Annotated in this window: 22 protein-coding genes and 1 other RNA gene; 3 read left to right on the top strand and 20 right to left on the bottom strand. The window is 61.2% G+C overall.

Features of this window, described 5'->3' with window-relative positions; genetic code table 11:
• Positions 1–167: 167 nt before the first annotated feature.
• Entirely contained in the window at positions 168–2,909 is a 2,742-nt protein-coding gene (secA, locus tag ACZ5WQ_RS17855) for a preprotein translocase subunit SecA (RefSeq protein WP_088274843.1), read from the bottom strand.
• A gap of 169 nt (positions 2,910–3,078) precedes the next feature.
• Positions 3,079–4,044 (bottom strand): M23 family metallopeptidase, encoded by a 966-nt coding sequence (locus tag ACZ5WQ_RS17850; RefSeq protein WP_335600174.1) that lies wholly within the window; start codon positions 4,042–4,044, stop codon positions 3,079–3,081.
• Between the two features lie 75 nt (positions 4,045–4,119).
• On the opposite strand from ACZ5WQ_RS17850, the gene ACZ5WQ_RS17845 reads away from it, so the two are divergent.
• Positions 4,120–4,581 carry a DUF721 domain-containing protein gene (locus ACZ5WQ_RS17845; RefSeq protein WP_464383671.1) on the top strand — a complete coding sequence of 154 codons (462 nt, stop codon included), beginning with the start codon at positions 4,120–4,122 and terminating at the stop codon, positions 4,579–4,581.
• 383 nt (positions 4,582–4,964) lie between these two features.
• Here the strand turns inward: ACZ5WQ_RS17845 and lpxC are convergent, their stop codons facing one another.
• The 18 genes from lpxC to rsmI all read right to left on the bottom strand — a co-directional run bounded on the left by lpxC (position 4,965) and on the right by rsmI (position 24,251).
• Positions 4,965–5,876 (bottom strand): UDP-3-O-acyl-N-acetylglucosamine deacetylase, encoded by a 912-nt coding sequence (gene lpxC, locus ACZ5WQ_RS17840; protein ID WP_088274837.1) that lies wholly within the window; start codon positions 5,874–5,876, stop codon positions 4,965–4,967.
• A gap of 111 nt (positions 5,877–5,987) precedes the next feature.
• Positions 5,988–7,163, bottom strand: a complete 1,176-nt coding sequence (ftsZ, locus tag ACZ5WQ_RS17835; RefSeq protein ID WP_228245790.1) for a cell division protein FtsZ — start codon at positions 7,161–7,163, stop codon at positions 5,988–5,990.
• Positions 7,164–7,254: 91 nt separating this feature from the next.
• On the bottom strand, positions 7,255–8,487 hold the full coding sequence (gene ftsA, locus ACZ5WQ_RS17830; RefSeq protein ID WP_088274833.1) for a cell division protein FtsA: 1,233 nt from the start codon (positions 8,485–8,487) through the stop codon (positions 7,255–7,257).
• A 10-nt stretch (positions 8,488–8,497) separates the two neighbouring features.
• Positions 8,498–9,358: a cell division protein FtsQ/DivIB gene (locus ACZ5WQ_RS17825; RefSeq protein ID WP_464382801.1), complete on the bottom strand. Its 861-nt coding sequence runs from the start codon at positions 9,356–9,358 to the stop codon at positions 8,498–8,500.
• A gap of 11 nt (positions 9,359–9,369) precedes the next feature.
• Positions 9,370–10,287, bottom strand: a complete 918-nt coding sequence (locus tag ACZ5WQ_RS17820) for a D-alanine--D-alanine ligase (RefSeq protein WP_228245788.1) — start codon at positions 10,285–10,287, stop codon at positions 9,370–9,372.
• The gene (gene murC, locus ACZ5WQ_RS17815; protein WP_233049836.1) at positions 10,287–11,693 is read right to left on the bottom strand and encodes a UDP-N-acetylmuramate--L-alanine ligase; all 1,407 of its coding nucleotides are present in this window, start codon (positions 11,691–11,693) and stop codon (positions 10,287–10,289) included. Before murC ends, ACZ5WQ_RS17820 begins: the two co-directional genes overlap by 1 nt.
• 34 nt (positions 11,694–11,727) lie before the next feature.
• Positions 11,728–12,801, bottom strand: a complete 1,074-nt coding sequence (gene murG, locus ACZ5WQ_RS17810) for an undecaprenyldiphospho-muramoylpentapeptide beta-N-acetylglucosaminyltransferase (RefSeq protein ID WP_464382800.1) — start codon at positions 12,799–12,801, stop codon at positions 11,728–11,730.
• Positions 12,794–13,969 (bottom strand): putative lipid II flippase FtsW, encoded by a 1,176-nt coding sequence (ftsW, locus tag ACZ5WQ_RS17805; RefSeq protein ID WP_464382799.1) that lies wholly within the window; start codon positions 13,967–13,969, stop codon positions 12,794–12,796. The genes murG and ftsW overlap by 8 nt, the downstream gene beginning before the upstream one ends.
• On the bottom strand, positions 13,966–15,315 hold the full coding sequence (gene murD, locus ACZ5WQ_RS17800) for a UDP-N-acetylmuramoyl-L-alanine--D-glutamate ligase (RefSeq protein ID WP_464382798.1): 1,350 nt from the start codon (positions 15,313–15,315) through the stop codon (positions 13,966–13,968). Before murD ends, ftsW begins: the two co-directional genes overlap by 4 nt.
• Positions 15,316–15,325: 10 nt before the next feature.
• Positions 15,326–16,408, bottom strand: a complete 1,083-nt coding sequence (gene mraY / locus ACZ5WQ_RS17795; protein ID WP_464382797.1) for a phospho-N-acetylmuramoyl-pentapeptide-transferase — start codon at positions 16,406–16,408, stop codon at positions 15,326–15,328.
• 1 nt (position 16,409) lies between these two features.
• Positions 16,410–17,798 carry a UDP-N-acetylmuramoyl-tripeptide--D-alanyl-D-alanine ligase gene (locus tag ACZ5WQ_RS17790; RefSeq protein WP_228245784.1) on the bottom strand — a complete coding sequence of 463 codons (1,389 nt, stop codon included), beginning with the start codon at positions 17,796–17,798 and terminating at the stop codon, positions 16,410–16,412.
• Positions 17,791–19,242 (bottom strand): UDP-N-acetylmuramoyl-L-alanyl-D-glutamate--2,6-diaminopimelate ligase, encoded by a 1,452-nt coding sequence (locus tag ACZ5WQ_RS17785; protein WP_269687955.1) that lies wholly within the window; start codon positions 19,240–19,242, stop codon positions 17,791–17,793. Before ACZ5WQ_RS17785 ends, ACZ5WQ_RS17790 begins: the two co-directional genes overlap by 8 nt.
• Complete coding sequence (locus tag ACZ5WQ_RS17780) at positions 19,239–20,993, bottom strand: peptidoglycan D,D-transpeptidase FtsI family protein (protein WP_464382796.1); 1,755 nt, start codon at positions 20,991–20,993, stop codon at positions 19,239–19,241. Before ACZ5WQ_RS17780 ends, ACZ5WQ_RS17785 begins: the two co-directional genes overlap by 4 nt.
• Positions 20,990–21,295, bottom strand: coding sequence for a cell division protein FtsL (ftsL, locus tag ACZ5WQ_RS17775; RefSeq protein ID WP_088274813.1), 306 nt, complete (start codon positions 21,293–21,295; stop codon positions 20,990–20,992). The genes ACZ5WQ_RS17780 and ftsL overlap by 4 nt, the downstream gene beginning before the upstream one ends.
• Positions 21,295–22,233 (bottom strand): 16S rRNA (cytosine(1402)-N(4))-methyltransferase RsmH, encoded by a 939-nt coding sequence (gene rsmH / locus ACZ5WQ_RS17770; protein WP_464382795.1) that lies wholly within the window; start codon positions 22,231–22,233, stop codon positions 21,295–21,297. Before rsmH ends, ftsL begins: the two co-directional genes overlap by 1 nt.
• Positions 22,230–22,685, bottom strand: coding sequence for a division/cell wall cluster transcriptional repressor MraZ (gene mraZ / locus ACZ5WQ_RS17765; RefSeq protein ID WP_088274809.1), 456 nt, complete (start codon positions 22,683–22,685; stop codon positions 22,230–22,232). Before mraZ ends, rsmH begins: the two co-directional genes overlap by 4 nt.
• A gap of 298 nt (positions 22,686–22,983) precedes the next feature.
• An RNA gene (gene rnpB / locus ACZ5WQ_RS17760) (RNase P RNA component class A) lies at positions 22,984–23,340 on the bottom strand.
• A 62-nt stretch (positions 23,341–23,402) separates the two neighbouring features.
• Positions 23,403–24,251 carry a 16S rRNA (cytidine(1402)-2'-O)-methyltransferase gene (gene rsmI / locus ACZ5WQ_RS17755; protein WP_464382794.1) on the bottom strand — a complete coding sequence of 283 codons (849 nt, stop codon included), beginning with the start codon at positions 24,249–24,251 and terminating at the stop codon, positions 23,403–23,405.
• A gap of 149 nt (positions 24,252–24,400) precedes the next feature.
• On the opposite strand from rsmI, the gene ACZ5WQ_RS17750 reads away from it, so the two are divergent.
• Both ACZ5WQ_RS17750 and ACZ5WQ_RS17745 read left to right on the top strand, forming a co-directional pair.
• Positions 24,401–26,224: a penicillin-binding protein activator gene (locus ACZ5WQ_RS17750; RefSeq protein ID WP_464382793.1), complete on the top strand. Its 1,824-nt coding sequence runs from the start codon at positions 24,401–24,403 to the stop codon at positions 26,222–26,224.
• The gene (locus ACZ5WQ_RS17745) at positions 26,224–26,598 is read left to right on the top strand and encodes a YraN family protein (protein WP_088274803.1); all 375 of its coding nucleotides are present in this window, start codon (positions 26,224–26,226) and stop codon (positions 26,596–26,598) included. Before ACZ5WQ_RS17750 ends, ACZ5WQ_RS17745 begins: the two co-directional genes overlap by 1 nt.
• Positions 26,599–26,603: the final 5 nt, after the last annotated feature.

Raw genomic sequence — 26,603 nt, 5'->3', positions numbered from 1 at the left:
TGGCCGCCCCCTACAAGCTGCAAGCAATGGTAGGCCGGGCGGCGCAGCCGTCAAGCACTCTTGCAAACTCTGCCGCTATTAATTGGTTCAAACACCGCGCGGTTCGATAACGCGCGGGTTTTGCTTGTAGCTTGCCGCTTAAGGCTTGAAGCTGCTGAGCCGAAGGCTCAGCTAATTTGTCCGTGGCAATGTTTGTACTTCTTGCCGGAGCCACATGGGCAGGCATCGTTGCGGCCTACCTTGGGGCCTTCACGGGTAACGGGCGCGGCGGCACCTGCCTGCTCCGGTTCACCAGCCTGATCCCCTGCAGCATCGGCAACGGCGTTCACTTCCTCGTGCTTGAACTGCATGCGACGCTGGAGTTCTTCAGCCTGACGGCGCAGCCGCGCCTCTTCCTCGGCCGGGTCTTCGCGACGAACCTGGACGTGACTGAGGACGCGGATAGTGTCGCGCTTGAGCGTTTCCAGCATTTCCTGGAACAGATTGAAGGCTTCGCGCTTGTACTCCTGCTTGGGGTTCTTCTGCGCATAGCCACGCAGGTGAATACCCTGACGCAGGTGATCCATGGTTGCCAGGTGTTCTTTCCACAGATCGTCCAGTACGCGCAGCAGCATCTGCTTCTCGAAGGTACGCAGCGCTTCGGCACCAGCCAGTTCTTCCTTCTCGCGGTAAGCGGCAACCAGCGCTTCCAGTACCCGCTCGGCAACACCCTGCTCGCTCAGGCGCTCATCCTCATCCAGCCACTGCTGAATAGTCAGGTGCAGCCCCAGATCGGAAGCGATACTCTGCTCCAGCCCCGCAACATCCCACTGTTCCGGCAGGGTGCCGGGCGGCATGTGTGCACTGACCAGATCATTGACCACATCTTGGCGAATCGCGTTGATAGTCTCTTCGACACTTTCGCTGGCCAGAATGGAGTTACGCTGACCGTAAATCACCTTGCGCTGCTCATTGGCAACGTCGTCGTACTCAAGCAGCTGTTTGCGAATGTCGAAGTTGCGGCCTTCGACCTTGCGCTGCGCCTTTTCGATGGCATTGGTAACCATGCGATGCTCGATCGCCTCGCCCTTCTCCATCCCAAGTGCTTTCATAAAGTTCTTCACCCGGTCAGAGGCGAAGATGCGCATCAGGTTATCTTCCAGCGAGAGGTAGAAACGGCTCGACCCCGGGTCACCCTGACGGCCCGCACGACCACGCAGCTGGTTATCGATACGGCGTGACTCGTGACGCTCACAGGCAATAATGTGCAGACCGCCTGCCTCAAGTACCTGCTGGTGACGCAGCTGCCACTCGTCCTTGATCTGGGCGATCTGCTGCTCGGTCGGATTCTCCAGTGCAGCCACTTCCGCTTCCCAGTTGCCACCCAGGATGATGTCGGTACCCCGACCAGCCATATTGGTAGCAATGGTCACGGCACCGGGACGGCCAGCCTGAGCAACGATTTCCGCTTCCTTCTCGTGGAACTTGGCGTTCAGAACCTTGTGCGGCACCTTCTCGCGGGTCAGCAGGTTGGCTACGACCTCGGAAGACTCGATGGATGCCGTACCAACCAGCACCGGGCGACCTTGCTCCATGCAGTGCTTGATGTCGGTAACGATGGCGGCAAACTTTTCCTCGATGCTGAGATAGACGAGATCGTTGTAGTCCTTGCGCACCATCGGCTTGTTGGTCGGGATAACAAGCACGTCGAGACCATAGATCTGACGAAATTCGAACGCTTCGGTGTCAGCGGTACCGGTCATGCCAGACAGCTTGGGATACAGCCGGAAGTAGTTCTGGAAGGTAGTGGAAGCCAGAGTCTGGCTTTCGGCCTGGATCTGCAGCCCTTCCTTTGCTTCGATAGCCTGGTGCAGACCCTCGGACAGACGGCGGCCGGGCATGGTGCGGCCGGTGTGTTCATCAACCAGCAGAACCTGATTGTTCTGCACAATGTACTCGACGTTGCGATGGAACAGGGTATGCGCACGCAGGCCCGAATGAACGTGATGCAGCAGGCCGAGGTTCTGGGCCGCATACAGACTGTCACCCTCGTTGAGCATGCCTTCACGTGCCAGCAGCTCCTCAACAAACTGGTGACCTTCTTCTGTCAGTTCAACCTGACGAGCCTTTTCATCAATCAGGTAGTGACCTTCAACGCCCTCTTCCCCTTCCTCCGGCAACTTGCCGCGCTTGAGCAGGGGAATCAGTTTATTGATGGTGGCATACATGCGCGAGCTGTCTTCGGCCGGGCCGGAAATGATCAGCGGCGTGCGCGCCTCGTCGATCAGGATGGAGTCGACCTCGTCCACCACTGCGAAGAACGGCTCACGCTGGAATTTGTCTTCCAGCCGGAACGCCATGTTGTCGCGCAGGTAGTCGAAGCCCAGCTCGTTGTTGGTGCTGTAGGTAATATCACAGCGATAGGCAGCGCGCTTGTGCTCCGGGTCCTGCATCGGTACGACCACGCCCACGGTCATGCCCAGGAACTCGTACAAAGGACGCATGGTGTTGGCGTCACGGTTGGCCAGGTAATCGTTCACCGTCACTACATGAACGCCCTTGCCGGCCAGCGCATTGAGATAAACCGGCAAGGTGGCAACAAGGGTCTTGCCCTCACCGGTTTTCATCTCGGCAATCTTGCCTTCGTGCAGTGCCATACCGCCGATCAGCTGGACATCAAAGTGGCGCATGCCCATCACACGTTTACCAGCCTCACGCACCACGGCGAAGGCTTCCGGCAACAGCGCATCCAGCGTCTCGCCAGCGGCCAGGCGCTGCTTGAACTCGTCTGTTTTCGCCTTCAGCTGTTCATCACTCAGTGCATTCAAGCTTTCTTCGAGGGCGTTGATCGCAGCGACAACCTTACCCATTCGCTTCAATTCACGGTCGTTCTTGCTTCCAAACAGCTTTTTCATTAACGGCGCAAACATAATCGACTTAGATATCCATGTGATGAGTGGCGTGTCCAGTCCCATGCTGCCGGACCAGCCCGAAAACGGCATTCTACTCTGATTTCTGCCGCACATTAAACCGCGCGGCGGAGGCGGCCGCCAGTCGAAAATGCCTTCGACAGGCAACCTATATGAGGGTCAGGGGAGGTTATTTCAACGCCAGGAAGCGGGCAGGATTGACCGCCATGCCGTTGCGATAGACTTCGAGATGAAGATGCGGACCGGTAGACCTGCCAGTGGTACCCACCGCGGCGATCTCCTGCCCCTTCTGTACCAGATCACCCTTGCTGACCTTCAGCACAGAGGCATGCGCGTAGCGGCTCTTCAAACCGCCGCCATGATTGATTTCGACCATATTGCCGTAAGCGCCATTACGTCCGGCAAAGGTCACAACACCGGCGCCCAGCGCATGAATCGGCGTCCCGCGCGGCGCTGCAAAGTCGAGTCCGTTATGCATTGAAAGGCGCCCGGTAATCGGATCGGTACGCCGCCCGAAGGTCGATGATACATGACCAACGCTGACCGGAACGAAGTCGAGGATGGCATCCACATCGGTCTGCCGGCTGACCATCAGGTCTTCCAGAAGCTGCAACTGCTGGGTCCTGTCGTCAACCCGGGCCGACAACTGCTCGATCAACCCCTGCAGGTCGGATGGTGCCTCGAAGGAGAGGTCGTCATCGCGCAGTTCCGGACCACCCATACCGGTCCCCGGATCCAGACCGATGCCGAATTCGAACTCGGATTCCGAACCAAAGTCGAACTCGCCATCATTGAAATCAGCCAACTCGGTCAGCCGCTCACCCAGCGCATCCAGACGGGTCAGCCGCATTTGCAGACGGGCAAGCTGCTGACTCATGCGTTCGATCTGCGCCTGAGTGCCGTCATCTTCGACCAGCGGGTCTGTGTCATAGTCCTGCAGAACCTGCTGCCACTGCGGAATCTGGTTTTCAGCAGCAGCCACCTCAGGCGAGCCACCCGCCATCAACTGCCAGGTTATCAGCGACGCAACCAGTGGCAAGGCCAACAACAGGGACACGCCAGCAAACACCCAGGGCGCTCCCAGCGTCAGCGTGCGCGATGCGCCATTGCGCCCGGTAAGAATAATGATGTTCAAATAACTACCCCAAACATTCCTGACGGCGGTTCTGATAGGATGACCGCTCCATCACTCCTGGCTGATAGCGACCCCATGGCATTCCATCCTCTGGACGCACGTCGACCAACCGACCTGTTAAGAACCAGCAGCACGCTCCGCGCGCTGCTGGAGAAGTCCCGTCAACTCGAACGCCTGCAAGCCCTGTTTCAGTCGCGCCTCGAACCCGCCGCGCGAGAACAGTGCCGCGTTGCCTCGTTCGAGAACGGCGTGCTGAAGCTGGTAGTGACCAGCAGTCAATGGGCTACGCGGATGCGCTATCAGCAAAAAAGACTGATCAGGGACCTGCAGACTTTCAACGAATTCGCCACCTTAACGAAAATTCATTGCAAGGTACAACCACCTCTGGTCAAGAAATCACCACCTGCTCGCACTATCAGGCGCTCAAAGGTAGCCAGTCACAGCCTGCAAGAGACTGCCGAGCATGTCTGCGACCCGGCACTCAAAGCGGCGCTCAATCGCCTGGCGCGGCACCACGGCGAATCAGAAAGCCACTGATTGGGCGCGCAGGGACAGGCTCGAGGCCCAAGCTGCAGGCTGCAAGCTGCAAGCTGCAAGCTGCAAGCTGCAAGCTGCAAGCTGCAAGCCAGAAGCTTGAGTGGAAGCATCGGACTTTGGGAAGAGGCCTACGCCCTGACAGCTAGCTGGCGAGACTCATGGCTGATTTGCTGATTGCGCCACACGCCTTCCAAAAATCCAGACTGTTATAAAACCTTATGACCCAACACACGGGCTTTGGGCTTTGGGCTTTGGGTTGGAGCTTGAAGCTTGCGGCTTGCGGCTTGCGGCTCGTCGCTTGCGGCGCGATGCCCCAATAAAAACGGCCGCCCGAAGGCGGCCGAAAGATAAAACGAAACGAGTAGTGTCGCCGATGTCTGTTGTCAGACAGCAGCAGCAGGACGCATATAGGAGATAGGAGCGGTACCTGCGTCATCGAAGGTAACCAGTTCCCACGCGTCCTTGTTTGCCAGCAGCGCACGCAAAAGCTTGTTGTTCAGCGCGTGTCCGGACTTGTAGCCACGGAACTCACCAACCAAACTTTTGCCCAGCAGGTACAAATCACCGATTGCGTCGAGAATCTTGTGTTTGACGAACTCGTCTTCGTAGCGAAGACCGTCTTCGTTCAACACCCGATACTCATCCACCACAATGGCGTTATCGACACTGCCACCGAGCGCCAGGTTCTGCGAACGCAGATACTCGATGTCACGCATGAACCCGAACGTACGGGCGCGACTGACTTCCTTCACAAACGAGGTGCTGGAAAAGTCGACGCAGGCGTGCTGGCTGCGGCCACGGAAAACCGGATGATCGAAGTCGATACCAAACGACACCTTGAAGCCCTCAAAGGGGACAAAGGTGGCTGTTTTGCCATCTTCTTCTACCGTTACTTCCCGCTTGATCCGAATAAACTGCTTGGCGGCATCCTGTTCTGCGATGCCGGCCGACTGAATCAGAAAGACAAAGGGACCTGCGCTGCCGTCCATGATCGGCACTTCGGCCGCGCTCAGCTCGACGTAGGCATTATCAATACCCAGACCTGCCATTGCCGACAACAGGTGTTCGACCGTGTCGACCTTGGCGCCATCCTTTACCAGGGTCGTGGACATGGTCGTCTCACCGACACATTCGGCACGCGCCGGGATCTCGACCACGGGGTCAAGATCAACCCGGCGAAACACGATACCCGTGTCCACCGGTGCCGGCTTCAGTGTGAGGTAGACCTTCTCACCCGAATGCAGGCCCACACCAGTGGCCCGGATGACGTTTTTCAATGTGCGTTGTCTGATCATGCTTGCCTGCTTCCGCGCTGATTGCGAAAAACTCTCAGTAAACTGGCGTGCATCATAGCAAAGTCAGCTTTTGATGAATACCAATTACCCCTATGCCTTCAATTGACCAGTTCAATCAGCCTGACGACGCAGGAATGCCGGAATATCCAGATAATCCAGATCATCCGCCGGCTGAGTCAGACGAGACGCGGCAGCAGCGCCGGCCGGAGCCTGATTGCGCATGACGGTCGGGCGTTCCAGATCGCGGTAGTTCGGTGCACCGGCTTCCGGACGCTGGACGCTCTGAGCAGGCGCTGCGGCAGTATTGTCGATGACCTTCACCGGCTTTTCACGCGCACCCAGACCGGTTGCAACTACGGTAACCCGCAGCTCGTCACGCAGCTCGGGATCAATAACGGTACCGACCACAACAGTCGCGGTTTCAGAGGCAAACTCTTCGACAGTGCTGCCGACTTCGGAGAACTCGCCCAGCGACAGATCCGGACCGGCGGTAATGTTGACCAGAATACCGCGCGCGCCCATCAGGTTGACGTCTTCCAGCAGCGGGCTGCGGATGGCCGCTTCCGCCGCTTCGCGGGCGCGGTTCGGACCACTGGCGTGGCCGGTACCCATCATTGCCATGCCCATTTCGCTCATGACGGTTTTCACGTCGGCGAAGTCGACGTTGATCATGCCCGGACGCATGATCAGATCAGCGATACCCTGTACCGCGCCCAGCAGCACGTCGTTGGCCTTGCTGAAGGCTGCCAGCAGGCTGGCGTCTTTGCCAAGCACGGTCAGCAGCTTTTCGTTCGGGATGGTGATCAGCGAGTCAACGTGCTGGCTCAGTTCACGGATACCTTCTTCGGCCACCTGCAGACGCTTGCGACCTTCGAACGGGAACGGCTTGGTCACGACGGCGACGGTGAGGATACCCATTTCACGGGCGACTTCTGCAACGATCGGCGCCGCACCGGTACCGGTACCACCACCCATGCCTGCGGTGATGAATACCATGTCAGAGCCCTGCAGCACCTCGGCAATGCGCTCGCGGTCTTCAATCGCAGCCTCACGGCCGATCAGCGGGTTGGCACCGGCACCCAGACCTTTGGTGACACCCGAACCCAGTTGCAGCACGGTACGCGCGCTGACGTTTTTCAGTGCCTGGGCATCGGTGTTGGCGCAGATGAAATCAACACCTTCCACATTGTTCACCACCATGTGCTGCAGCGCGTTGCCGCCGCCACCGCCCACACCGACGACCTTGATTACTGCGTTCTGAGGAACGTTATCGATCAGTTCGAACATGGCCTTTCTCCTTGAATAGCTACTCGTATCGTTTTCGTTTCGTTTACTGCGTCATGCCCGCTTTGGCGGGTCTAGTACTGCAACAGCGCAATCAGAAATTGCCCTGAAACCACTTCTTCACTCGCTCCAGTACCGGAGTCTTGTTGCTCTCACTCGGCTGCGAGCCATGGTCACCGTGATGTTTCATGCCGTAGTGCAGCAAGCCCACGCTGGTGGCGTAGATCGGGTTGCGCACCACGTCGGTGAGCCCTTTGAATTCCTGTGGCATACCGAGGCGAACCGGCATGTGGAAAATCTCCTCGGCCAGCTCGATGGCACCTTCCATCTTGGCGGTGCCACCGGTCATGACGATGCCGGCCGGAATCATGTCTTCGAAGCCGGAGCGGCGCAGTTCGGCCTGAATCAGTGTGAACAGCTCGTCGTAACGCGGCTCAACTACCTCCGCCAACGCCTGGCGAGACAGGTCGCGCGGTGGCCGTTCACCCACACTTGGCACCTTGATGGTTTCCTCCGGGCCGGCCAGCTTGGCCAGCGCGCAGGCATAGCGAATCTTTATTTCCTCGGCGTACTGGGTCGGAGTACGCAGCGCCATGGCGATGTCATTGGTGACCTGGTCACCGGCAATCGGAATCACCGCGGTATGGCGAATGGCGCCTTCGGTAAAGATGGCGATGTCGGTAGTGCCGCCACCGATGTCGACCAGGCACACGCCCAGCTCCTTCTCGTCCTCGGTCAGCACCGCGTAGCTGGATGCCAACTGCTCGAGGATCACGTCTTCGACTTCCAGCCCGCAGCGACGGATGCATTTTTCAATGTTCTGCACCGCGTTGAGCGCACAGGTCACCAGATGCACCTTGGCTTCCAGGCGCACGCCGGACATGCCCAGCGGCTCGCGCACACCTTCCTGGTTATCGATCACATACTCCTGCGGCAGGATATGCAGAACCTTCTGGTCAGCAGGAATGGCGACGGCCTGGCCGGCGTCCAGGACGCGCTCGATATCGGCCTGGACCACTTCGCGATCGCGAATGGCAACAATGCCATTGGAGTTCAGACTGCGAATATGATTACCCGCGATTCCGGCATAGACCGAGTGGATCTGGCAGCCGGCCATCAGCTCGGCTTCCTCGATGGCGCGCTGAATGGACTGCACCGTCGACTCGATGTTGACCACCACGCCCTTCTTGAGTCCGCGCGAAGGATGCGAGCCGATGCCGACGATTTCCAGCGTGCCGTCCGCACCGATCTCGCCGACCAGCGCCACGACCTTGGAGGTGCCGATATCCAGGCCCACAATCATTCTGCTGCCCTGCTTGCTTGCCATAATCTTCCCGTTACTCCGCCGCTTTTTCAGCTTCGCCGACATCACGCCAGGCGACAGCCATGCCATTGCTGTAGCGCAGGTCTACCCGCGCGATCAGTTCCCGACGATCACTGAGCATCAGTTGCTCGATGGCCATGAACCGTTGCATCTTGTCCACCAGATTGTCCCGCCCCAGCAGCAGCTCCATACCGTCATCGGTAGTCAGGAACCAGCTGCCGCGGTCACGCAGCTCCAGCTTGCTGACCACCATGCCCTGCGGACGCAACAGGCTGCTGAACTGCTGGTACTGACGCATCACCTTACGCTTGGAGCGCTCGGGGCCGTTGAGCTGCGGCAACTCGCTGAAACGCGCGATTTCCTGCGGCTCAAACGCCTTGCCTTCGTTATTCAGCAACGCCTTGTCGCCCCAACGGGCTACCGGCAACTGCTCATCCAGAGCAATCACCAGCTTGTCCGGCCAAACCCGGCGAACCGACGCATCGGCTACCCAGGGCATGGCCAGCAGATCTGCGTGCAGGCCTGCCAGATCGATACCGAGGAAGCTGTCACTCAGGTAAGGCTGTATCACCTGCTGGACGGCGTCCCGATCGATGTACTGCAGCTCACCCTCAACGCTGACCAGTGCAATCGGCCGGTCTGCCAGGGGCATCAACCGGCTGCCAAGTTCGTACAGCCCCATACCGAGCGCGACCAGCAGCAGCGGCCAGAGCAGGTGCTGCGCACGGCCAATCAGGCCGCCCAGGTCGGGGCGCGGCAGACGCAGACGCGGCAACTGCCTCGGCTGGGCCGGGGCCACACGCACAGCACCACGCCCACCGGCCTTACGGCGCGATAGCGGTGCGGTGTTGCGTGTGTCGCGAATCGCCTGCATCGGGTTATCCGTCAGTTCAGCGTACCGGCCAGAATGGCCAGCACCAGCGCATCAAAATCCATTCCGGTCGCCTTGGCAGCCATCGGCACCAGGCTGTGATCGGTCATTCCCGGAACGGTGTTCACTTCCAGCAGATAAAAATTGCCCTGCTCATCCTGCATCACGTCGACCCGACCCCAGCCTTTACAGCCAACCGCATCGAACGCCTGCAGGCTGATCGCCTTGAGCTGTTCTTCCTGCTCGGACGGCAGGCCGCACGGGCACAGGTACTGGGTGTCATTGGCCAGATACTTGGCGTCGTAGTCGTAAAAATTGTGCGGGGTGCGCAAGCGAATCGGCGGCAGCGCCTTGCCATCCAGAATGGCAACGGTGAACTCGGCACCCTGCACCCACTGTTCAACCAGTGCTTCGTCGTCGTAGCTGCGCGCACTTTCCCAGGCCGCCTGCAGCTGCTGCAGGTTGTCGGCCTTGGCCATACCGATGCTGGAACCTTCGTGCACCGGCTTGATGATCAGGGGCGTGCCCAGGCGCTCGACGATGCCGGCACACTGCTCGGCGCCGCGCAGCATCGCGTAGGCCGGCGTCGGCAGTCCGATGCTTTGCCAGATCTGCTTGGTACGCAGCTTGTCCATGCCAACCGCAGACGCCATCACGCCGCTGCCGGTATAGGGAATCTGCAGGCTCTCCAGCAGCCCCTGCAGGCTGCCATCCTCACCGCCTCGCCCGTGCAGCGCAATGAACACGCGATCCGGGCGCTGGCTCAGCAGTTGCTCCGCCAGAGACTCATCGGCATCAATGCCATAGGCATCGACACCCGCGTTCTGCAGCGCAGCGAGCACAGCCGCGCCGGATTTCAGCGATACCGCACGCTCGGCGGACTTGCCGCCGTACAACACTGCTACACGCCCAAAGTCAGTTACATCGACCATCAGGCCTTACCTCCGGTATCACGCTTGCCAAGAGCCTCGGCCAACTGGACCGAGAGCCCACCAATATCACCCGCACCCTGGGTCAGCAGAATGTCGCCAGGCTGCAGTACCGCTTCCAGCAGCGGCATAACGTCGGCATCACGCTCGACATAAATCGGGTCCAGCTGACCACGCTGACGAATGCTGCGGCACAGATGCTTGCTGTCTGCCCCCGGAACCGGTTCTTCTCCGGCCGGGTAGACCTCCATCAGCAACAGCGCATTGGCATCGCCCAGCACCTGAACGAAGTCTTCGTAGAGATCACGGGTACGGCTGTAGCGGTGCGGCTGGTAGAGCATGACCAGGCGACGCTCGGGCCAGCCGGCACGGACCGCCTTGATAACCGCAGCCACCTCACGCGGGTGGTGGCCATAGTCGTCGACCAGCATTACTTCGCCGTTGCCCCACTGGAAGTTGCCCTGCACCTGGAAGCGACGACCGACGCCCTGGAACCCGGTCAGACCTTCGATGATGGCGCGATCGGAAACGCCTTCGTCGGTCGCCACCGCAATGGTCGCCAGCGAGTTCAGCACGTTGTGTACACCCGGCATGTTGACCGAGACCTTGAGTGGTTCGCGGCCCTCACGCAGCACGGTAAAGTAGGTCTGCATGCCCTTCTGATGGATATCTACCGCGCGGATGTCGGCATCCTCGGACTGACCGTAGGTGATCACCTGACGGTTGATCTGCGGCAGAATCTCGCGCACCACCGGATCATCGATGCACAGCACGGCCAGCCCGTAGAACGGCAGGTTGTGCAGAAACTCGACGAAGGTGCGCTTCAGTTTGTTGAAGTCGCCCTCGTAGGTCGCCATGTGGTCGGCGTCGATATTGGTGACGATGGCAACCATCGGCTGCAGATGCAGGAAGGACGCATCGCTCTCGTCGGCTTCGGCAACCAGATAGCGGCTTTCACCCAACTGGGCATTGGTGCCGGCGGCGGTCAACTTGCCGCCGATCACGAAAGTCGGGCTCAAACCGTCAGCCGCCAGCACAGAGGCAATCAGACTGGTGGTGGTAGTTTTGCCATGGGTGCCGGCGACGGCAATGCCATGGCGATAGCGCATCAGCTCGGCCAGCATCTCGGCGCGTGGCACCACGGGGATGCGGCGTTCGATGGCGCCCGCCACTTCCGGGTTCTGCGGATTGATCGCGCTGGAAACCACCAGCACATCCGCCTCCTGCACATTCTCGGCACGATGGCCGATGTCGATGCGCGCACCGAAGGATTCCAGGCGCTGGGTCACGGCTGAGCGCTTCAGGTCCGAACCGGATACCTGATAACCGAGGTTGAGCAACACCTCTGCAATGCCGCACATGCCCACGCCGCCGATACCGACAAAGTGAATATTGCGGATGCGCCGCATCTCCGGCAGCGTAAAGGTTGCCTGACTGCGCTTGTTAGTGCTCACGGGCTACCTCCAGACAGGCGCGCACCACATCGGCAGTCGCGTTCGGGGTGGCTTGTTCACGGGCTCGTTCGGCCATCTGTTGCAGCAGCTCCGGGTTGTTCATGTAGTTGATCAGGGTGCTGGCCAGCTGCTCATCATCGAGCTGGGCCTGCGGCATCAGCACCGCGGCGCCGCGGTCGGCCAGATAGCGGGCATTGGCGGTTTGATGGTCGTCGATGGCATGCGGCAGCGGAATCAGCAGTGACGGGCGTCCTGCGGCAGCCAGCTCACAGACAGTCAGTGCGCCGGCGCGGCAAATCACCAGATCGGCCCAGGCGTAGGCACCCGCCATATCAGCAATGAAAGCCTCGACTTCTGCACGCACACCCGCCTGCTCATAGGCCTCACGCGCCATCAGCAGGTGCTGCTTGCCGCACTGGTGCACCACCTGCGGGCGCTGAGCCGGTTCGATCCGCGCCAGCGCCTTTGGCAGCAAGTTGTTCAGCGGCATAGCGCCCAGGCTGCCACCCAGCACCAGCAGGCGCAGCGGGCGGCTGCCATCCCAGCTCATCGGCGGGGTAGCAAAAATGTCGTCGCGCACCGGGTTGCCGGTACTGCGACGGTTTGCACCGTCGGCGAAGCTGCCGGCAAAACCTTCGCAGCGACGCTCGGCAAAACGGGTCAGCAAACGGTTGGTGGTGCCGACCACGGCATTCTGCTCATGGATGACCAGCGGAATACGGCGCAGCCAGGCTGCCAGCCCGCCCGGACCGGTAACATAGCCGCCAGCGCCAAGCACGCAAACGGGCTTGAGCGTGCCAAGCAAGCGCAGCGACTGGCCCAGCGCCCGCAAAATACGGAACGGCGCCTTGAGCAGGTCGAGCTTGCCCTTGCCGCGCAGGCCCTGAATATCGATGTAATGGATCGGGAAGCCGGCCTGCGGCACCAGGTCCACCTCAATGCCGCGGCGCGTACCAAGCCAGTGCACTTCGTAGCCCTGATCACGCAGCATGCGGGCACAAGCCAGCGCCGGGAAAACGTGCCCGCCGGTGCCGCCCGCCATGACCAGTACCTTGTTACTCATGGCCGCCCCCTTGTGCCGCCTGGCGACGCTCCCAGTCAATCCGCAGCAGCAGACCGAGGCAAACACAGCACACCACCAGCGAGCTACCGCCGTAGCTGAGGAACGGCAGGGTCAGCCCCTTGGTCGGCAGCAAACCAATGTTCACTCCAACGTTAATCAGAATCTGGCCGCACCACATGATCGCCAGACCATAGGCCAGATAGGCGTGGAACAGCATGCCTCTGGCCTCGGCGGCAAGACCGACATACAGGCCGCGAATCGCAACAAAGACCAGCAGGGCAAAGGCCGCCAGCGCGCCAATCATGCCGAGCTCCTCGGCCAGCACCGCAAACACGAAGTCGGTGTGCGCTTCGGGCAGGTAGAACTGTTTCTGAATACTGTTACCCAGACCGACGCCGAACCACTCGCCACGGCCAAAGGCAATAAGCGCCTGGGTCAGCTGGTAGCCGGTGCCGTAAGGGTCCTGCCACGGGTCAAGAAAGCCGGTCAGGCGCTGCAGGCGGTAGGGCTCGGCCCAGACCGCCAGCGCGGCGAGCGCCCCCAGCGAGCCGAACAGCAGCAGGAAGCGGAACAGACCAACACCACCGAGGAACAGCATCCCGGTGGCCGCGCCCATCAGCACCACGGTGGCACCGAAGTCGGGCTCGACGATCAACAGGCAGGCCATCGGGCCCAGCACCATGAACGGTTTGAAGAAGCCAAACCACTCTTGCTTGACCTCATCCTTGCGCTGCACCAGATAGCCGGCAAGAAAGACCACTGCATACAGCTTGGCCAGCTCGGACGGCTGTACGTTGATCGGGCCAACCGCAATCCAGCGCCAGCTACCGTTGACCTCACGGCCGATGCCCGGAATCAGCACCGCCACCAGCCCGGCGAAGCCGAAGAACAGCAGCATGAAGCGAAAGCGTTCCCATACCGCGACCGGTACCGACAGGGTGACGGCCAGCGCAACCAGACTGATCAGCAGATACACGATCTGGCGATTCATGTAGAACAGCGGACTGCCCAGCCGGCCGGCCGCAACTTCCATCGAGGCGGAGGTGACCATGACCAGCCCCAACGCCAGCAATGCGACCGCGCCAACCAGCAGCGGCATATCCATATCAAAGCGCCGCTCGCCGATCAGCGGCGCGGCGGCATCACGCAGGTTGAAGGTCAGATTCATGCGCCCAACCTCCCGACCGCTTCGGCGAACAGCCGACCGCGCTCTTCAAAGTTGCGGAACATGTCCAGGCTCGCACAGGCCGGCGACAGCAGCACCAGATCGCCTTGCTCCGCCAATGCCGCCGCAGCGGTTACTGCCTCTTCAATAGAGGCAACACGAACCAGTCGGGTCTGCGGGTCAAGGGCTGCGGCGATCAGTTCGGCATCACGGCCAAGCAGCACAACGGCGCGGCAGCTTGCTGCCACCGGTTCTCGCAACGATGAAAAGTCAGCACCCTTACCGTCGCCACCGGCGATCAGCACCAGCTTGCCGCTCATGTCCGCGGCAAAGCCGTTGATGGCCGCGAGCGCCGCGCCCACATTGGTTGCCTTGGAATCATCGAAATACTCGACACCGGCGTGGCTGCCAACCCACTGGCAGCGGTGCGCCAGCCCCGGGAATGCCTTCAGCGCCTGCAGCATGGCATCCATCGGCAGGCCAGCCGCTTGACCCAGCGCCAGCGCGGCCAAGGCATTGGCCTGGTTGTGCGAACCGCGAATGCGCAACTCACTGACCGGCATCAGTGCGGTGAACTCGTAAGCCAGCCAGGTCTGGCCATCCTGCTCAATCAGCCCGAAGCCCTTGAAGTCGGGGCGTGACAGACCAAAGCTCAGGCATGGCAGTTGATCGGCAATCAGCGGCCGCGACAGCGCGTCATCGCGGTTGATCACCACCTGCTGCGCACCACGGAAAATCCGGTGCTTGGCCATGTGATAGGCCGGCAGACCGCTGTAGCGATCCATATGATCTTCACTGACGTTCAATACAGTGGCGACCAGCGCGTTCAGGCGGTCGGTGGTTTCCAGCTGGAAGCTCGACAGCTCCAGCACGTAAAGCTCGGCATCCTGATCCAGCAAATCCAGCGCCGGCGTGCCCAGATTGCCGCCCACGGCGACCTTCACGCCCGCCGCCTGCGCCATCTCACCCACCAGTGTGGTAACCGTGCTCTTGGCATTGGAACCGGTAATCGCAACGATCGGCGCCTTGGCCGCCCGCGCGAACAGCTCGATATCACCAACGATGGAAACGCCTGCTTTGGCCGCCGTCTGCAGCGCCGGTGTGGCCAGTGCGATACCGGGACTGACGATCAGCTCGTCTGCGCTGCTCAGCAGGTTTTCGTCCAGCTCGCCCAGATACAGATCAGCCATGGGGGCAAAGCGTTTGAGCTGCTCCAGACCCGGCGGATTCTGGCGGGTGTCGGCCACGGCAAAGGACAGGCCCTGGCCTGCCAGATAACGGGCGACCGAGAGCCCGCTGCTGCCGAGCCCGACGATTATCCGTTTTTTGTCCGTGGTAATCAGAGACACACTCTGCTCCTCAACGCAGTTTCAGGGTGGCAAGACCGATCAGCACCAGTACCACGGTGATGATCCAGAAGCGCACGATCACGCGCGGCTCCGGCCAGCCCTTGAGTTCAAAGTGGTGGTGAATGGGCGCCATGCGGAACACCCGGCGACCGGTCAGCTTGAACGACGCTACCTGCACGATCACCGACAGCGTCTCCACCACAAAAATGCCGCCCATGACGAACAGGACGATTTCCTGCCGGACGATCACGGCAATCACACCCAGCGCTGCACCCAGCGCCAGCGCGCCGACATCGCCCATAAAAACCTGAGCCGGATAGGTGTTGAACCAGAGAAATCCGAGACCGGCGCCCAGCAGCGCGCCACAGAAGATGATCAGCTCGCCAGCACCCGGCACATAGGGGATCAGCAGATACTCGGCAAATTTCGCGTTACCTGACAGATAGGCAAAGATGCCCAGCGCACCGCCCACCATGACCGTCGGCATGATCGCCAGCCCGTCCAGGCCATCGGTCAGGTTGACTGCATTGCTTGAGCCGACAATGACGAAGTAGGTCAGCACCACAAACAGCGCCCCAAGCTGAAACTCGACCTGCTTGAAGAACGGCACGATCAGGGTGGTTTCGACCGGCGTCTTGGCCGCCATATACAGCACGACGGCTGCTGCCAGGCCGAACACCGACTGCCAGAAGTACTTCCAGCGCGACGGCAGGCCGCGCGAATTTTTCTCGATCACCTTGCGATAGTCGTCCACCCAGCCAACCGCACCAAAGCTGAAGGTAACGCCCAGTACCACCCAGACATACAGATTGCTGAGGTCTGCCCACAACAGAGTGCTGACACCGATGGCAACCAGAATCAATGCGCCGCCCATGGTTGGCGTGCCCTTCTTGGACAGGTGCGACTGCGGACCGTCATTGCGCACCGCCTGGCCGATCTGCCGAATCTGCAGCGTCCGAATCATCCAGGGCCCCAGAAACAGCGCCATCGCCAGCGCCGTCAGCACACCCAGAATGCCGCGCAGGGTCAGATACTGGAATACGGCGAAGCCGGAGTAGTACTGCTGGAGGAATTCGGCGAGTAAAAGCAACATATCAGCTGGCCCCGTTATCGTTGTCGTGCGCGTCCGCCGGGGCCAGAAGGCCGGCGACCACTACATCCATGCCCGCACTGCGCGAGCCTTTGACCAACACCCGGGTGTTGGCATCCAGATCCTGTTTGATGGCATCGATCAGCGCTTCGCGGCTATCGAACAGCCGGCCGTTGGCGCCGAATGCCCCCACCGCCAGCGCAGACAGCCTGCCTGTCGCATAGAGCCCGTCTAGGCCCCGCTCACGCGCATGCAGACCAACGTCACGATGACTCTGCTCGGCCCATTCGCCCAGCTCGCCCATATCGCCCAGCACCAGCAGACGCCGACCGGACAGGCTGGCCAGCACATCGATGGCGGCCTTCACAGACGCCGGGTTGGCGTTGTAGGCGTCGTCAATGATTTGTGCACCACCAATGCCGTTCAGCCAGTTGCCGCGCCCCGCCACCGGCGCAAGGGACAGCAGACCCCGGGCAATCGCATCCAGTGGCGCACCTGCCGCCAGCGCCGCGCCCGCCGCTGCCAGCGCATTGGCAATATTGTGTTCCCCGCGCAACTGCAGACGAACCGGGACCACGCCGACCGGGGTCACCAGATTGAAGTGCGGACATCCGGTGGCGTCGATCTCGACCTCTTCGGCGCGCAGCTGTGCAGTCGGATTCTTCAGGCTGAACGAGCATGCGGTACGTCGGCTGCCGAGCAACTGATACCACTGCTCGAACCAGGGGCTGTCCAGATTTAGGATGGCCTGACCGCCATCGGGCAGCGCGCTGACGATCTCGCCCTTGGCCCTGGCAATGCTCTCCGGACTACCAAACCGGCCAACATGCGCCATGCCGGCGTTGGTCAGCACACTGATCTGCGGTTTGACCAGACCCATGGTGTAGTTGATATCGCCCACCTGCGCCGCGCCCATCTCGATCACGGCAAAGCGGTGCCCGGCATCAAGCTGCAGCAGGGTCAGCGGCACGCCAAGTTCGTTGTTCAGATTGCCCTGGGTGGCCAGTACCGGCCCGCACTCACGCAAAATGGCGGCGAGCATTTCCTTTACCGTGGTCTTGCCACTGGAGCCGGTAATGCCGATCACGGTGCCGCGGAACTGATCGCGCACCAGGGCGCCCAGCTGGCCCAGAGCCAGTTGGCAATCGTGCACCAGCAATTGCGGCAGCGGATCATCGACAAGGTATTCGACCATGGCCGCTGCAGCGCCGTTTTCGCGGGCCTGGGCGACAAAGTCGTGGCCATTGCTGCGGCTGCCGGGCAGCGCAACAAACAGGCCGCCCCTGGCAACCTTGCGGGCATCAATGCTGACGCTGTCGAAATGGGTATCCACCCCGTTGAGGGTGGCGGCCAGCGGCTTGAGCAGATCGGACAGACGCAACGCATCAAGCATGGGCGGCCTCCCACTGCTGCAGCGCGAGGCTGGCCTGTTCAATATCGCTGAAGGGGTGACGCACTCCGTCAATCTCCTGGTAATTCTCGTGACCCTTGCCGGCGAGCAGAATCACATCGCCGGGCCGCGCTGCCGCAATCGTACTGGCGATGGCTTGCGCACGGTTGGGTATGACGGTCAGTGCCTGCGGGTGTTCCGCACCCTGACAAATTTGTTCGATGATTTGCTGCGAAGGCTCGGTTCTCGGGTTGTCATCGGTGACCACCACGGCCTCGGCAAACTGTTCGGCAACCCGCGCCATCATCGGCCGCTTGCCGTTATCCCGGTCGCCGCCGCACCCGAAGATGCAGACAACCCGCCCTGCTGCATGCTGATGCAGAGCGGTCAGAGCCTTCTCCAGTGCATCCGGGGTATGCGCGTAATCGACCACCACCAGCGGCAGGTCGCCGCCGCCAAGGCGCTGCATGCGACCGGCTGGCGGCTGCAACTGCGCGACCTGCTCAACGGCTGCGCCGGCATCGACGCCCAGCGCCAGCAGACTGCCCAGCACGGCGAGCAGGTTGCTCATATTGAAACTGCCCAGCAGCGGGCTGCGCAGGGCAAACTCGCGGCCCTGCACCTGCAACCGGGCGTTCAGCCCAAGGCTGTCACAGAGCAGCTCTCGGCAATACAGCGTCGCAGCAGGATCGCTCAGGCTGTAACCGATAACCGGCGCGGCGCAGCGCTCGGCCAGCTCACGCCCGAAAGCGTCATCCAGGTTGACCACAGCCGCCTGCAGATCGCGCTGGAACAGCTGCGCCTTGGCTTCGCCGTAGGCAGCCATGGTGCCGTGATAGTCCAGATGATCGCGACTCAGATTGGTAAACACCGCCACAGCAAAACGCACCGCGGCAACGCGGTGCTGGTCCAGCGCATGGGAGGACACCTCCATCGCCACGTGGCTTGCGCCCTGGTCACGCATCGACGCCAGTTGCGCCTGTACCGCAACGGCATCTGGCGTGGTCATGCCGTGATCAATCAGCGCACCCGCCAGGCCGCTGCCAAGGGTACCGATCACGCCGCAGCGGCTGCCCAGACGGTCCAGCGCCTGCGCCAGCATCTGACTGACGCTGGTCTTGCCGTTGGTGCCGGTGATACCGATCACCTGCAGCGCGGCGCTGGGCTGCTGATAAAACCGGTCAGCCAGCGCAGACAATTGTTCCGCCAGCCCTTCAATCTGCACCGACGGCACGGCCAGCTGGTGTGCGACAGCGCCCTGCGATTCCAGAACGACCGCGGCGGCACCAGCAGCAACAGCCTGGGCAATATAGTCCCGGCCGTCGTGACGCAGACCGGGGAACGCAACAAACAGATCACCATCACGCACGTGGCGGCTGTCGAGGGTGATGCCGCCAATATCCGCGTCGGCGTGTACCTTGCCAGGGAATAGCTGAGACAGCTTCATCGCGGCTCTCCGGTGGTGACCAATGCCCGCGGCGATGGCAGTGCAGGCTGCTCCAGCGAAGCCAGATTATCGGGCGCCACGTTCATCAGCCGCAGTGCATTGGACATCAGCCCGCCAAATACCGGGGCCGCAACCAGACCGCCGTAGTAGCCGCCGTTGCTGGGCTCATCGATGACCACGGCAATGGCGATGCGCGGGTCACTGCTCGGGCCGAACCCGGCAAACAGCGAACGATAGGAGTCTTCCTGATAGCCCTTGCTCGAGGTACTGGCCTTGCGTGCGGTACCACTCTTGCCGGATACGTGATAGCCCGGAACCCGCGCCCTGTGGGTGCCGCCCTCGGCCTCAATGACGTTCTGCAGCATTTCCTGAACCATTCGGGTGGCATCTTCCGGCAGCACCTGCTGGGTGTCGGGCAAACCGTCCACCCGCAGCAAAGACATCGGCACCTTGCGACCGTCGTTGGCCAGAATCGCATAGGCCTGCGCCAGCTGAACGGCGGTTACCGACAGGCCGTAGCCATAGGAAAGGGCCGCGGTTTCGGCCGAGCGCCAGGTGCGGTAGGTCGGCAGCTTGCCGACGCTTTCGCCCGGGAAACCAACACCGGTGTACTCACCCAGGCCCACCGCCGCCATGGCGTCATGTACCGCTTCGCCGCCAATATCCAGCGCCACCTTGCTCATGCCGACGTTACTGGATTTGAGCAGAATGCCCGCCAGATCGAGTACGCCACCCGGTGCCCTTGATACATCGCGAATGGTGTAACGACCGATTCGCAGGGTGCCCGGATAGACATTGACCTGATCGCTCGGCTTCCAGCGGCCGGTCGCCAGAGCAGCGGTCATGGAAATCGGCTTCATGGTCGAACCCGGCTCGAACACATCGATCATGGCGCGATTGCGCATCATGCTCGGCTGCAGATTGGCCCGATTGTTGGGGTTATAGGACGGCTGATTGACCATCGCCAGCACTTCACCGGTATGCACGTCGAGCATCACGACCGACCCGGCCTTGGCGCCGAACTCCTGCATACCTTCGCGCAGCTGACGGTGCGCCAGATACTGCAGACGCAGATCGATAGAGAGGCGCAAGTCATTGCCCGGACGGGCGTTGCTGACCACCTGCACATCCTTGATCAGACGACCACGGCGGTCCTGCAAAACCTGGCGCTTGCCCGGCACACCTTGAAGCCACTGGTCATAGGCCAGCTCAAGCCCTTCCTGGCCCTGCTCGTCAACATTGGTGAAGCCGACCAGATGCGCCGCCACCTCACCGGCAGGGTAAAAGCGGCGGTATTCTTCGATGCTGTAGACGCCGTGCACCTTGAGCGCCATCACCGCTTCGCCGGAGGCCGGGGTCATGCGCCGCCGCAGATAGATGAACTCTTTGTCGGCATTGGCCTTGAGGCGCTCGCTGAAGGTCGCCAGATCGGTACCCAGGGCGCTGGCAAGCTCCGGCCAGTGAGCCTGCTGATCGATCAGCTGCGACGGGTTGGCCCAAATGGTCAACACCGGTGTACTGACTGCCAACGGCTCACCGTTGCGGTCGGTGATCTGACCCCGGTGAGCCGGAATCGGCACATGGCGCACACTGCGCTTGTCGCCCTGACTGCGCAGGAAGCCTTCGTCCAGCACATGCAGCTCGGCAATGCGCCAGACAACCGCTGCGCAGCACAGCCCAAGCAGCCCGATAACAAGGCGAAAACGCCAGGGGTACAGGCTACCGTTGGACTTGAGCGCAAATCGCTTCATGGTTTCACCAGAATCACGTCGCTGGGTTCAGGGACGTGCATACCGAGCTGTTCGGTGGCAATCCGTTCAATGCGGCTGTAGGCCGTCCAGGTGCTCTGCTCCAGCACCAGCCGTCCCCATTCCGCCTGCGCCTTCTCACGCACATCCATCTCGGTCGCCAACTCGTTGAGCAGCTGACGGCTCCAGTGGGCGCTGTAGGACACTGCCAGCGCACTGGCAACGCCCAGCACGAACACCAGCGTCAGCCAGCCGCTGCCAGTCGGCAGGCCGGAACGCTTGGACAGTGGCGCAGGCGCGTTCATCAGCGCTTCTCCGCAATACGCAGCACGGCGCTGCGGGCACGGGGGTTGGCATCGATCTCGGCGGCACTCGGCTTGATCGCCTTGCCGACCAGATTGATCGACACCGGAATATCAATGTCGCGAATCGGCAGGTCACGCGGAATCGGAGCGCCCTTGGCCTCACGACGCATGAACTGCTTGACCATGCGGTCTTCCAGCGAGTGGAAGCTGATTACCGCCAGGCGGCCGGCCGGTGCCAGGACATCCAGCGCTGCACGCAGGCCATCGGCCAGATCATCCAGCTCGCGGTTGATGAAAATGCGAATGCCCTGGAACGCGCGGGTCGCCGGGTGCTTACCCTTTTCCCAGGCGGGGTTGGCTTCCTTGATGACCGCCGCCAGATCACCGGTGCGGGTAAAGGGCTGCCCTGCGCGGCGGGTTACTACCGCCCGGGCCATACGCTTGGAGAAGCGTTCCTCACCGTACTCCTTGAGCACGGTGGCGATATCCGCCTCGCTGGCACTGTTGACCCAGTCGGCTGCACTCTGGCCAACACCGGGATTCATGCGCATGTCGAGCGGGCCGTCATTGAGAAAACTGAAGCCACGGGTCGGATCATCGAGCTGGGGCGAGGACACACCCAGATCCAGCAAAACACCACTGATACGCCCGTGCAGACCGCGCGCACGCATTTCGTCAGCCATCTCGGCAAAGGACCGCTGTACAACGACAAAGCGGCCGTCTTCGGCCGCCAGTTGTTCGCCAGCCCGGATGGCTTCCGGATCTTTGTCAAAGGCAATCAGCCTGCCCTCTGGCCCCAAGCGGGCGAGCAATGCTCGACTATGACCTCCTCGGCCGAACGTGCCGTCGATATAGATGCCGTCAGGCTGAATGGCGAGCGCATCAAGCGCCTCGTTCAGCAATACACTGATATGGGAATAGGAGGACACGGTACTCACAGGCTCAGCGAGTGCAGTTCAGCCGGCAACTCGCCAGCCTCCTGCGACTCGTCCAGATAGGCAGAGGTGGTAGCAGTCCAGGCGTCTTCACTCCAGAGCTCGAACTTACCGATTTGACCGACCAGCATTACCTTCTTGTCCAGCCCGGCGTATTCACGCAGCAGCGGCGGAACGACAAAGCGACCGGCGCCATCCAGCTCAAGCTCGAAGGCATTACCGATCAGCAGTCGTTGCAGACGCTTGACCGCAGGATTCATGTTGGGCGCCTGCCGCAGCTTGGCTTCGACGGCCTCCCATTCGTGCAGGGGGTAAATCCAGAGACAACGGTCTTCCAGCGCGATAGTGACAACCAACTGTCCATCACAGGACGCCAACAGACGGTCGCGATAGCGCGCAGGCATCGCGAGTCGCCCTTTGGCGTCGAGATTGATGGCATTGGCTCCGCGAAACACGTTGTCGTCCTTCCCCTAGATAATTGGCCGGAGCTCGCCAAAAAATCCCACTCCGTCCCACATAACACCACTTTGCGACACTATAGAAATGCACCTATACAGCGTCAAGAGCCGCACAGAGGAAAAAAACCTTGCACAGCAGTGGTTTAGGTGGTTTTAGCGGGAATGTGGATGCAAAAGAGGGTATTAGGAAGCAACAAAAAATAACCAAAGCAAAAAGATCGCCTCACAAGTTAAAGTGAATTGTGAGGAGTAAGATTTTTTTGCTCTAAGAAGAAGTAAGTCACACAGGAAGGAAAATAAGAGTTGGCCTGTAAGCCGGGTTCTGTCGAGGACAGTCATTCCTCTGGGATCGCCATCACTGACAACCTCTAGCAACCTACCCGAATCCAGTGCGGGCCACACCGACGGATTCCTATTTGGTCTTGCTCCAAGTGGGGTTTACCACGCCACAGACTGTTACCAGCTGCGCGGTGCGCTCTTACCGCACCTTTTCACCCTTACCGGCGCTTGCGCGCTTAGGCGGTTTGCTTTCTGCTGCACTTTCCGTAGGCTCGCGCCTCCCAGGCGTTACCTGGCACTTTGCCCTATGGAGCCCGGACTTTCCTCCACGACACTACTTGCGTAGCGCCACAGCGACTGCCCAGCCAACTCTTGGCGGCAAGATTAGCGGGCGGAGCGGCGCAGGGCAAGCATTGCTTTGGCCGCCACCCCAATCTATTGGGCGCCGCGCTCCAGTGCGATCTGATACAACAGGTTCTTGCGCACCCCGGTGATCTCTGACGCCAGCTTTGCAGCCCGCTTGAGCGGCAACTCCGCCAGCAGCAGATCCAGCACCCGCAGCGCCTCGTCACCGACCTCATCGGCTTGCCGCGCAGGCGCCCCCTCCACTACCAGCACGCACTCACCGCGCTGTTGATCCGAATCGCCCGCGACCCACTTAACCAGCTCAGCGAGCGGCGCCGCACGCAAGGTCTCGAAGGTCTTGGTCAGCTCGCGAGCCAGCAGTACCCGCCGCTCGCCACCCAACACCTGCTGCATGTCCTGCAGACACTCAAGCAAACGGTGCGGCGCCTCGTAGACCATCCAGGTCCGGTCTTCCGCTGCAAGCGCCTGCAAACGCTGCCGACGCCCGTGAGCCTTGGCAGGAAGAAACCCCTCAAAGGCAAAGCGGTCCGACGGCATACCCGCCGCACTGAGCGCGGCAATCAGGGCACAGGCCCCCGGCACAGGAGATACTCTGACACCAGCCTCGCGCGCCTGACGCACCAGGTGGTAACCGGGGTCGGAGATCAGCGGCGTACCGGCATCGGAAATCAGGGCAACATCATCACCGGCCAGCAGACGCTCAACCAGCCGCTCACCCTTATCCCGTTCATTATGGTCATGACAGGCCGTCATCGGCGTATCAATACCGAAATGCTGCATCAGCCTGGCGCTGTGGCGGGTGTCCTCGGCAGCAATCAGGCGGACATCCTTGAGCACCTGAAGCGCTCGCGGACTCATATCCTGAAGATTACCGATCGGCGTAGCCACCACAAAAAGAGTACCGGCAACAGTGGTCATGGGATTTCCTGAACGCAATTTGTGACGCATTGTACAGCAGCTGCCCGGGGTGTGCCGTGCACCTTGGAGATTGCACGTCTGCTTGGGTACAATGACGCCACCCGACCCGCCGGCCTTTCGCCCCAATCCCGCTCGTAAGGACACCTCGCATGCACCGCTCCATTCGCCTGTCGACCCTGGCTCTGACACTGACCACAGTGCTGGCCGGCTGTGCTTCCGCACCGAAAAGCCTGGACGAGCTGCCCCGCACACCCGATGCCTCGGTTGAAGAAATTCTGAAAAGTGCCGCCCGCCATGACGGTGCCGAAGCCAACCTGCTCCGCCTGCACGCCGCCCAGACCGCATTGAACAACGGTAATCCCGAGCAGACCCTGCGCGTCCTCGAGGACATTCCGCAAAGCGCCCTGCCAGCAGACCAGCAGATTCGATTCAGCGAGCTGCAGGCCACCAGCGCGATGGCCCTGGGTGACAACGTCACGGCACTGACCGCAATCAAGCACCCGTCCCTTGAGCAGCTCGACATCCGCCCCCTGCCCGAACAGCTGCGCATTCAGCAGTTGCGCGCAGATATACTGGACGCCAACGGGCAATACATCGAAGCAGCCCGGGAGCGCGTCTTTATTCACAGCCTGCTTGCCCCAAGCCAGCAGACTGCTAACAACCAGGCAATCTGGGACAGCCTGACCCAGGCGAAAACCAAGACACTGCAGACGGCCAGCGACGGCGCCAGCGGTGAATTCGCAGGATGGCTTGAGCTGGCACTGATTACCCGCAATCAGCGCAATCTGGACCTGCAAGTCCGGGCGCTGAAGGCCTGGAAGGAAAGCCATGCAACCCATCCCGCCGCCAATCGCCTGCCCGACTCGATCCAGCAAATCGAAGCGCTGCAGGCGAGTCGCCCAACTCACATCGGCCTGCTGCTGCCCTTCAACGGGCCACTCGCCATCGCAGCACAGGCGCTGCGTGATGGTTTCCTGGCTGCGCAGTACCAGGCGCAAAGTCAGGGCATCAGCCAGCCTCAGGTCACCCTTTATGACAGCACCCAGTACAGCCAGGCCATCGACGCGCTGAATCAGGCCAAGCGTGAGGGCGTTCAATGGATGATCGGCCCCCTGGAGAAAGACAAGGTCGCCCAACTGGCCAGCAGCGGCGCACTTCCGCTGCCGACCCTGGTACTGAACTACGCCGAACAGGCCACCTCGGACAGCAGCATCTATCAGTTCGGGCTCGCCCCGGAGGACGAGGCTCGCTCTGCGGCCATTCGTGCCTGGCACGACGGCAAGCGCCGCATGGCCACCCTGAGCACACGGGATGACTGGAGCCAACGCGCCAACCGTGCCTTTATCACTGAATGGGAGCGCCTCGGCGGCATCCTGATTGGTCAGGAGCTGGTAGACCAGCCCGCAGCCGTTGCCAATCAGATGGGCGAATTGCTGAAAATCAAGCAGAGCGAGAATCGAGCGAACCGCATCAGCAGCATCCTCGGCGACGTACTGGCCCAGCCCACGCCACGTCAGGATCTGGACGCCCTGTTCCTCGCAGCAACCCCCTTGCAGGCACGCCAGATCAAGCCGACTCTGGCCTTCCAGTACGCAGCCGACCTGCCTGTTTACGCGACATCGCACGCCTATCAGATCGACTCTAGCGGCATGCAGAATACCGACCTTGACGGCTTGCTGATCGCCGAGATTCCCTGGCTGCTGGAGCAGAACGATCCACTTTATTCGGACGTCACCGGCAACTGGCCCCAGGCAGGAGGGGCTCTGGGGCGCCTTTACGCCATGGGTGTTGACACCCAGCGCATCTTTGCCCGCCTGCCCCAGATGCGCGAATACCCGGATACACACATAGAAGGCGCGACCGGCGAACTGACGCTGGACAGCACCGGGCGAATTCAGCGCCTGCTACCTTGGGGCCAGATCCGCAATGGAGTCCTTGAACCTGCAGCACCGAGCGACAGCGGCGCCCTCTGATGCCGCATCCGACCAGCCGGCAGCAGCTGGGCAACCTCGCCGAGCGCATGGCTGAACAAATCATGTGCAACGCAGGTCTATCCTGTCTGGCACGCAATTATAGGTGCCGACAGGGCGAGCTTGATCTGGTCATGCGCGACGGCGATACAGTAGTATTCGTCGAAGTGCGCTACAGGCAGCAGAGCCATTGGGGCAGCGCAGCAGAGAGCGTTAATCGGGCCAAGCAGCATCGCCTGATTCATACCGCGCAGCACTATCTGCTGAACACGCCCCGCCTGGCCAACCAGCCCTGTCGTTTTGACGTCATAGCCGCCGAAGGCGACCCTTCGAATCCGAAGTCCTACCACTGGATTCGAGAGGCATTCACTTGCTAGCGAGT

The sequence above is a fragment of the Halopseudomonas sp. T1L2 genome, assembly GCF_055397385.1.
This window is presented reverse-complemented; position numbering and strand designations above follow the sequence as displayed.

Coding starts and splice junctions, on each gene's coding strand:
- secA (WP_088274843.1), bottom strand. CDS start 2,909: ATGTTTGCGCCGTTAATGAAAAAGCTGTTTGGAAGCAAGAACGACCGT.
- ACZ5WQ_RS17845 (WP_464383671.1), top strand. CDS start 4,120: ATGGCATTCCATCCTCTGGACGCACGTCGACCAACCGACCTGTTAAGA.
- lpxC (WP_088274837.1), bottom strand. CDS start 5,876: ATGATCAGACAACGCACATTGAAAAACGTCATCCGGGCCACTGGTGTG.
- ftsZ (WP_228245790.1), bottom strand. CDS start 7,163: ATGTTCGAACTGATCGATAACGTTCCTCAGAACGCAGTAATCAAGGTC.
- ftsA (WP_088274833.1), bottom strand. CDS start 8,487: ATGGCAAGCAAGCAGGGCAGCAGAATGATTGTGGGCCTGGATATCGGC.
- ACZ5WQ_RS17825 (WP_464382801.1), bottom strand. CDS start 9,358: ATGCAGGCGATTCGCGACACACGCAACACCGCACCGCTATCGCGCCGT.
- ACZ5WQ_RS17820 (WP_228245788.1), bottom strand. CDS start 10,287: ATGGTCGATGTAACTGACTTTGGGCGTGTAGCAGTGTTGTACGGCGGC.
- murC (WP_233049836.1), bottom strand. CDS start 11,693: ATGCGGCGCATCCGCAATATTCACTTTGTCGGTATCGGCGGCGTGGGC.
- murG (WP_464382800.1), bottom strand. CDS start 12,801: ATGAGTAACAAGGTACTGGTCATGGCGGGCGGCACCGGCGGGCACGTT.
- ftsW (WP_464382799.1), bottom strand. CDS start 13,969: ATGAATCTGACCTTCAACCTGCGTGATGCCGCCGCGCCGCTGATCGGC.
- mraY (WP_464382797.1), bottom strand. CDS start 16,408: ATGTTGCTTTTACTCGCCGAATTCCTCCAGCAGTACTACTCCGGCTTC.
- ACZ5WQ_RS17790 (WP_228245784.1), bottom strand. CDS start 17,798: ATGCTTGATGCGTTGCGTCTGTCCGATCTGCTCAAGCCGCTGGCCGCC.
- ACZ5WQ_RS17785 (WP_269687955.1), bottom strand. CDS start 19,242: ATGAAGCTGTCTCAGCTATTCCCTGGCAAGGTACACGCCGACGCGGAT.
- ACZ5WQ_RS17780 (WP_464382796.1), bottom strand. CDS start 20,993: ATGAAGCGATTTGCGCTCAAGTCCAACGGTAGCCTGTACCCCTGGCGT.
- ftsL (WP_088274813.1), bottom strand. CDS start 21,295: ATGAACGCGCCTGCGCCACTGTCCAAGCGTTCCGGCCTGCCGACTGGC.
- rsmI (WP_464382794.1), bottom strand. CDS start 24,251: ATGACCACTGTTGCCGGTACTCTTTTTGTGGTGGCTACGCCGATCGGT.
- ACZ5WQ_RS17750 (WP_464382793.1), top strand. CDS start 24,401: ATGCACCGCTCCATTCGCCTGTCGACCCTGGCTCTGACACTGACCACA.
- ACZ5WQ_RS17745 (WP_088274803.1), top strand. CDS start 26,224: ATGCCGCATCCGACCAGCCGGCAGCAGCTGGGCAACCTCGCCGAGCGC.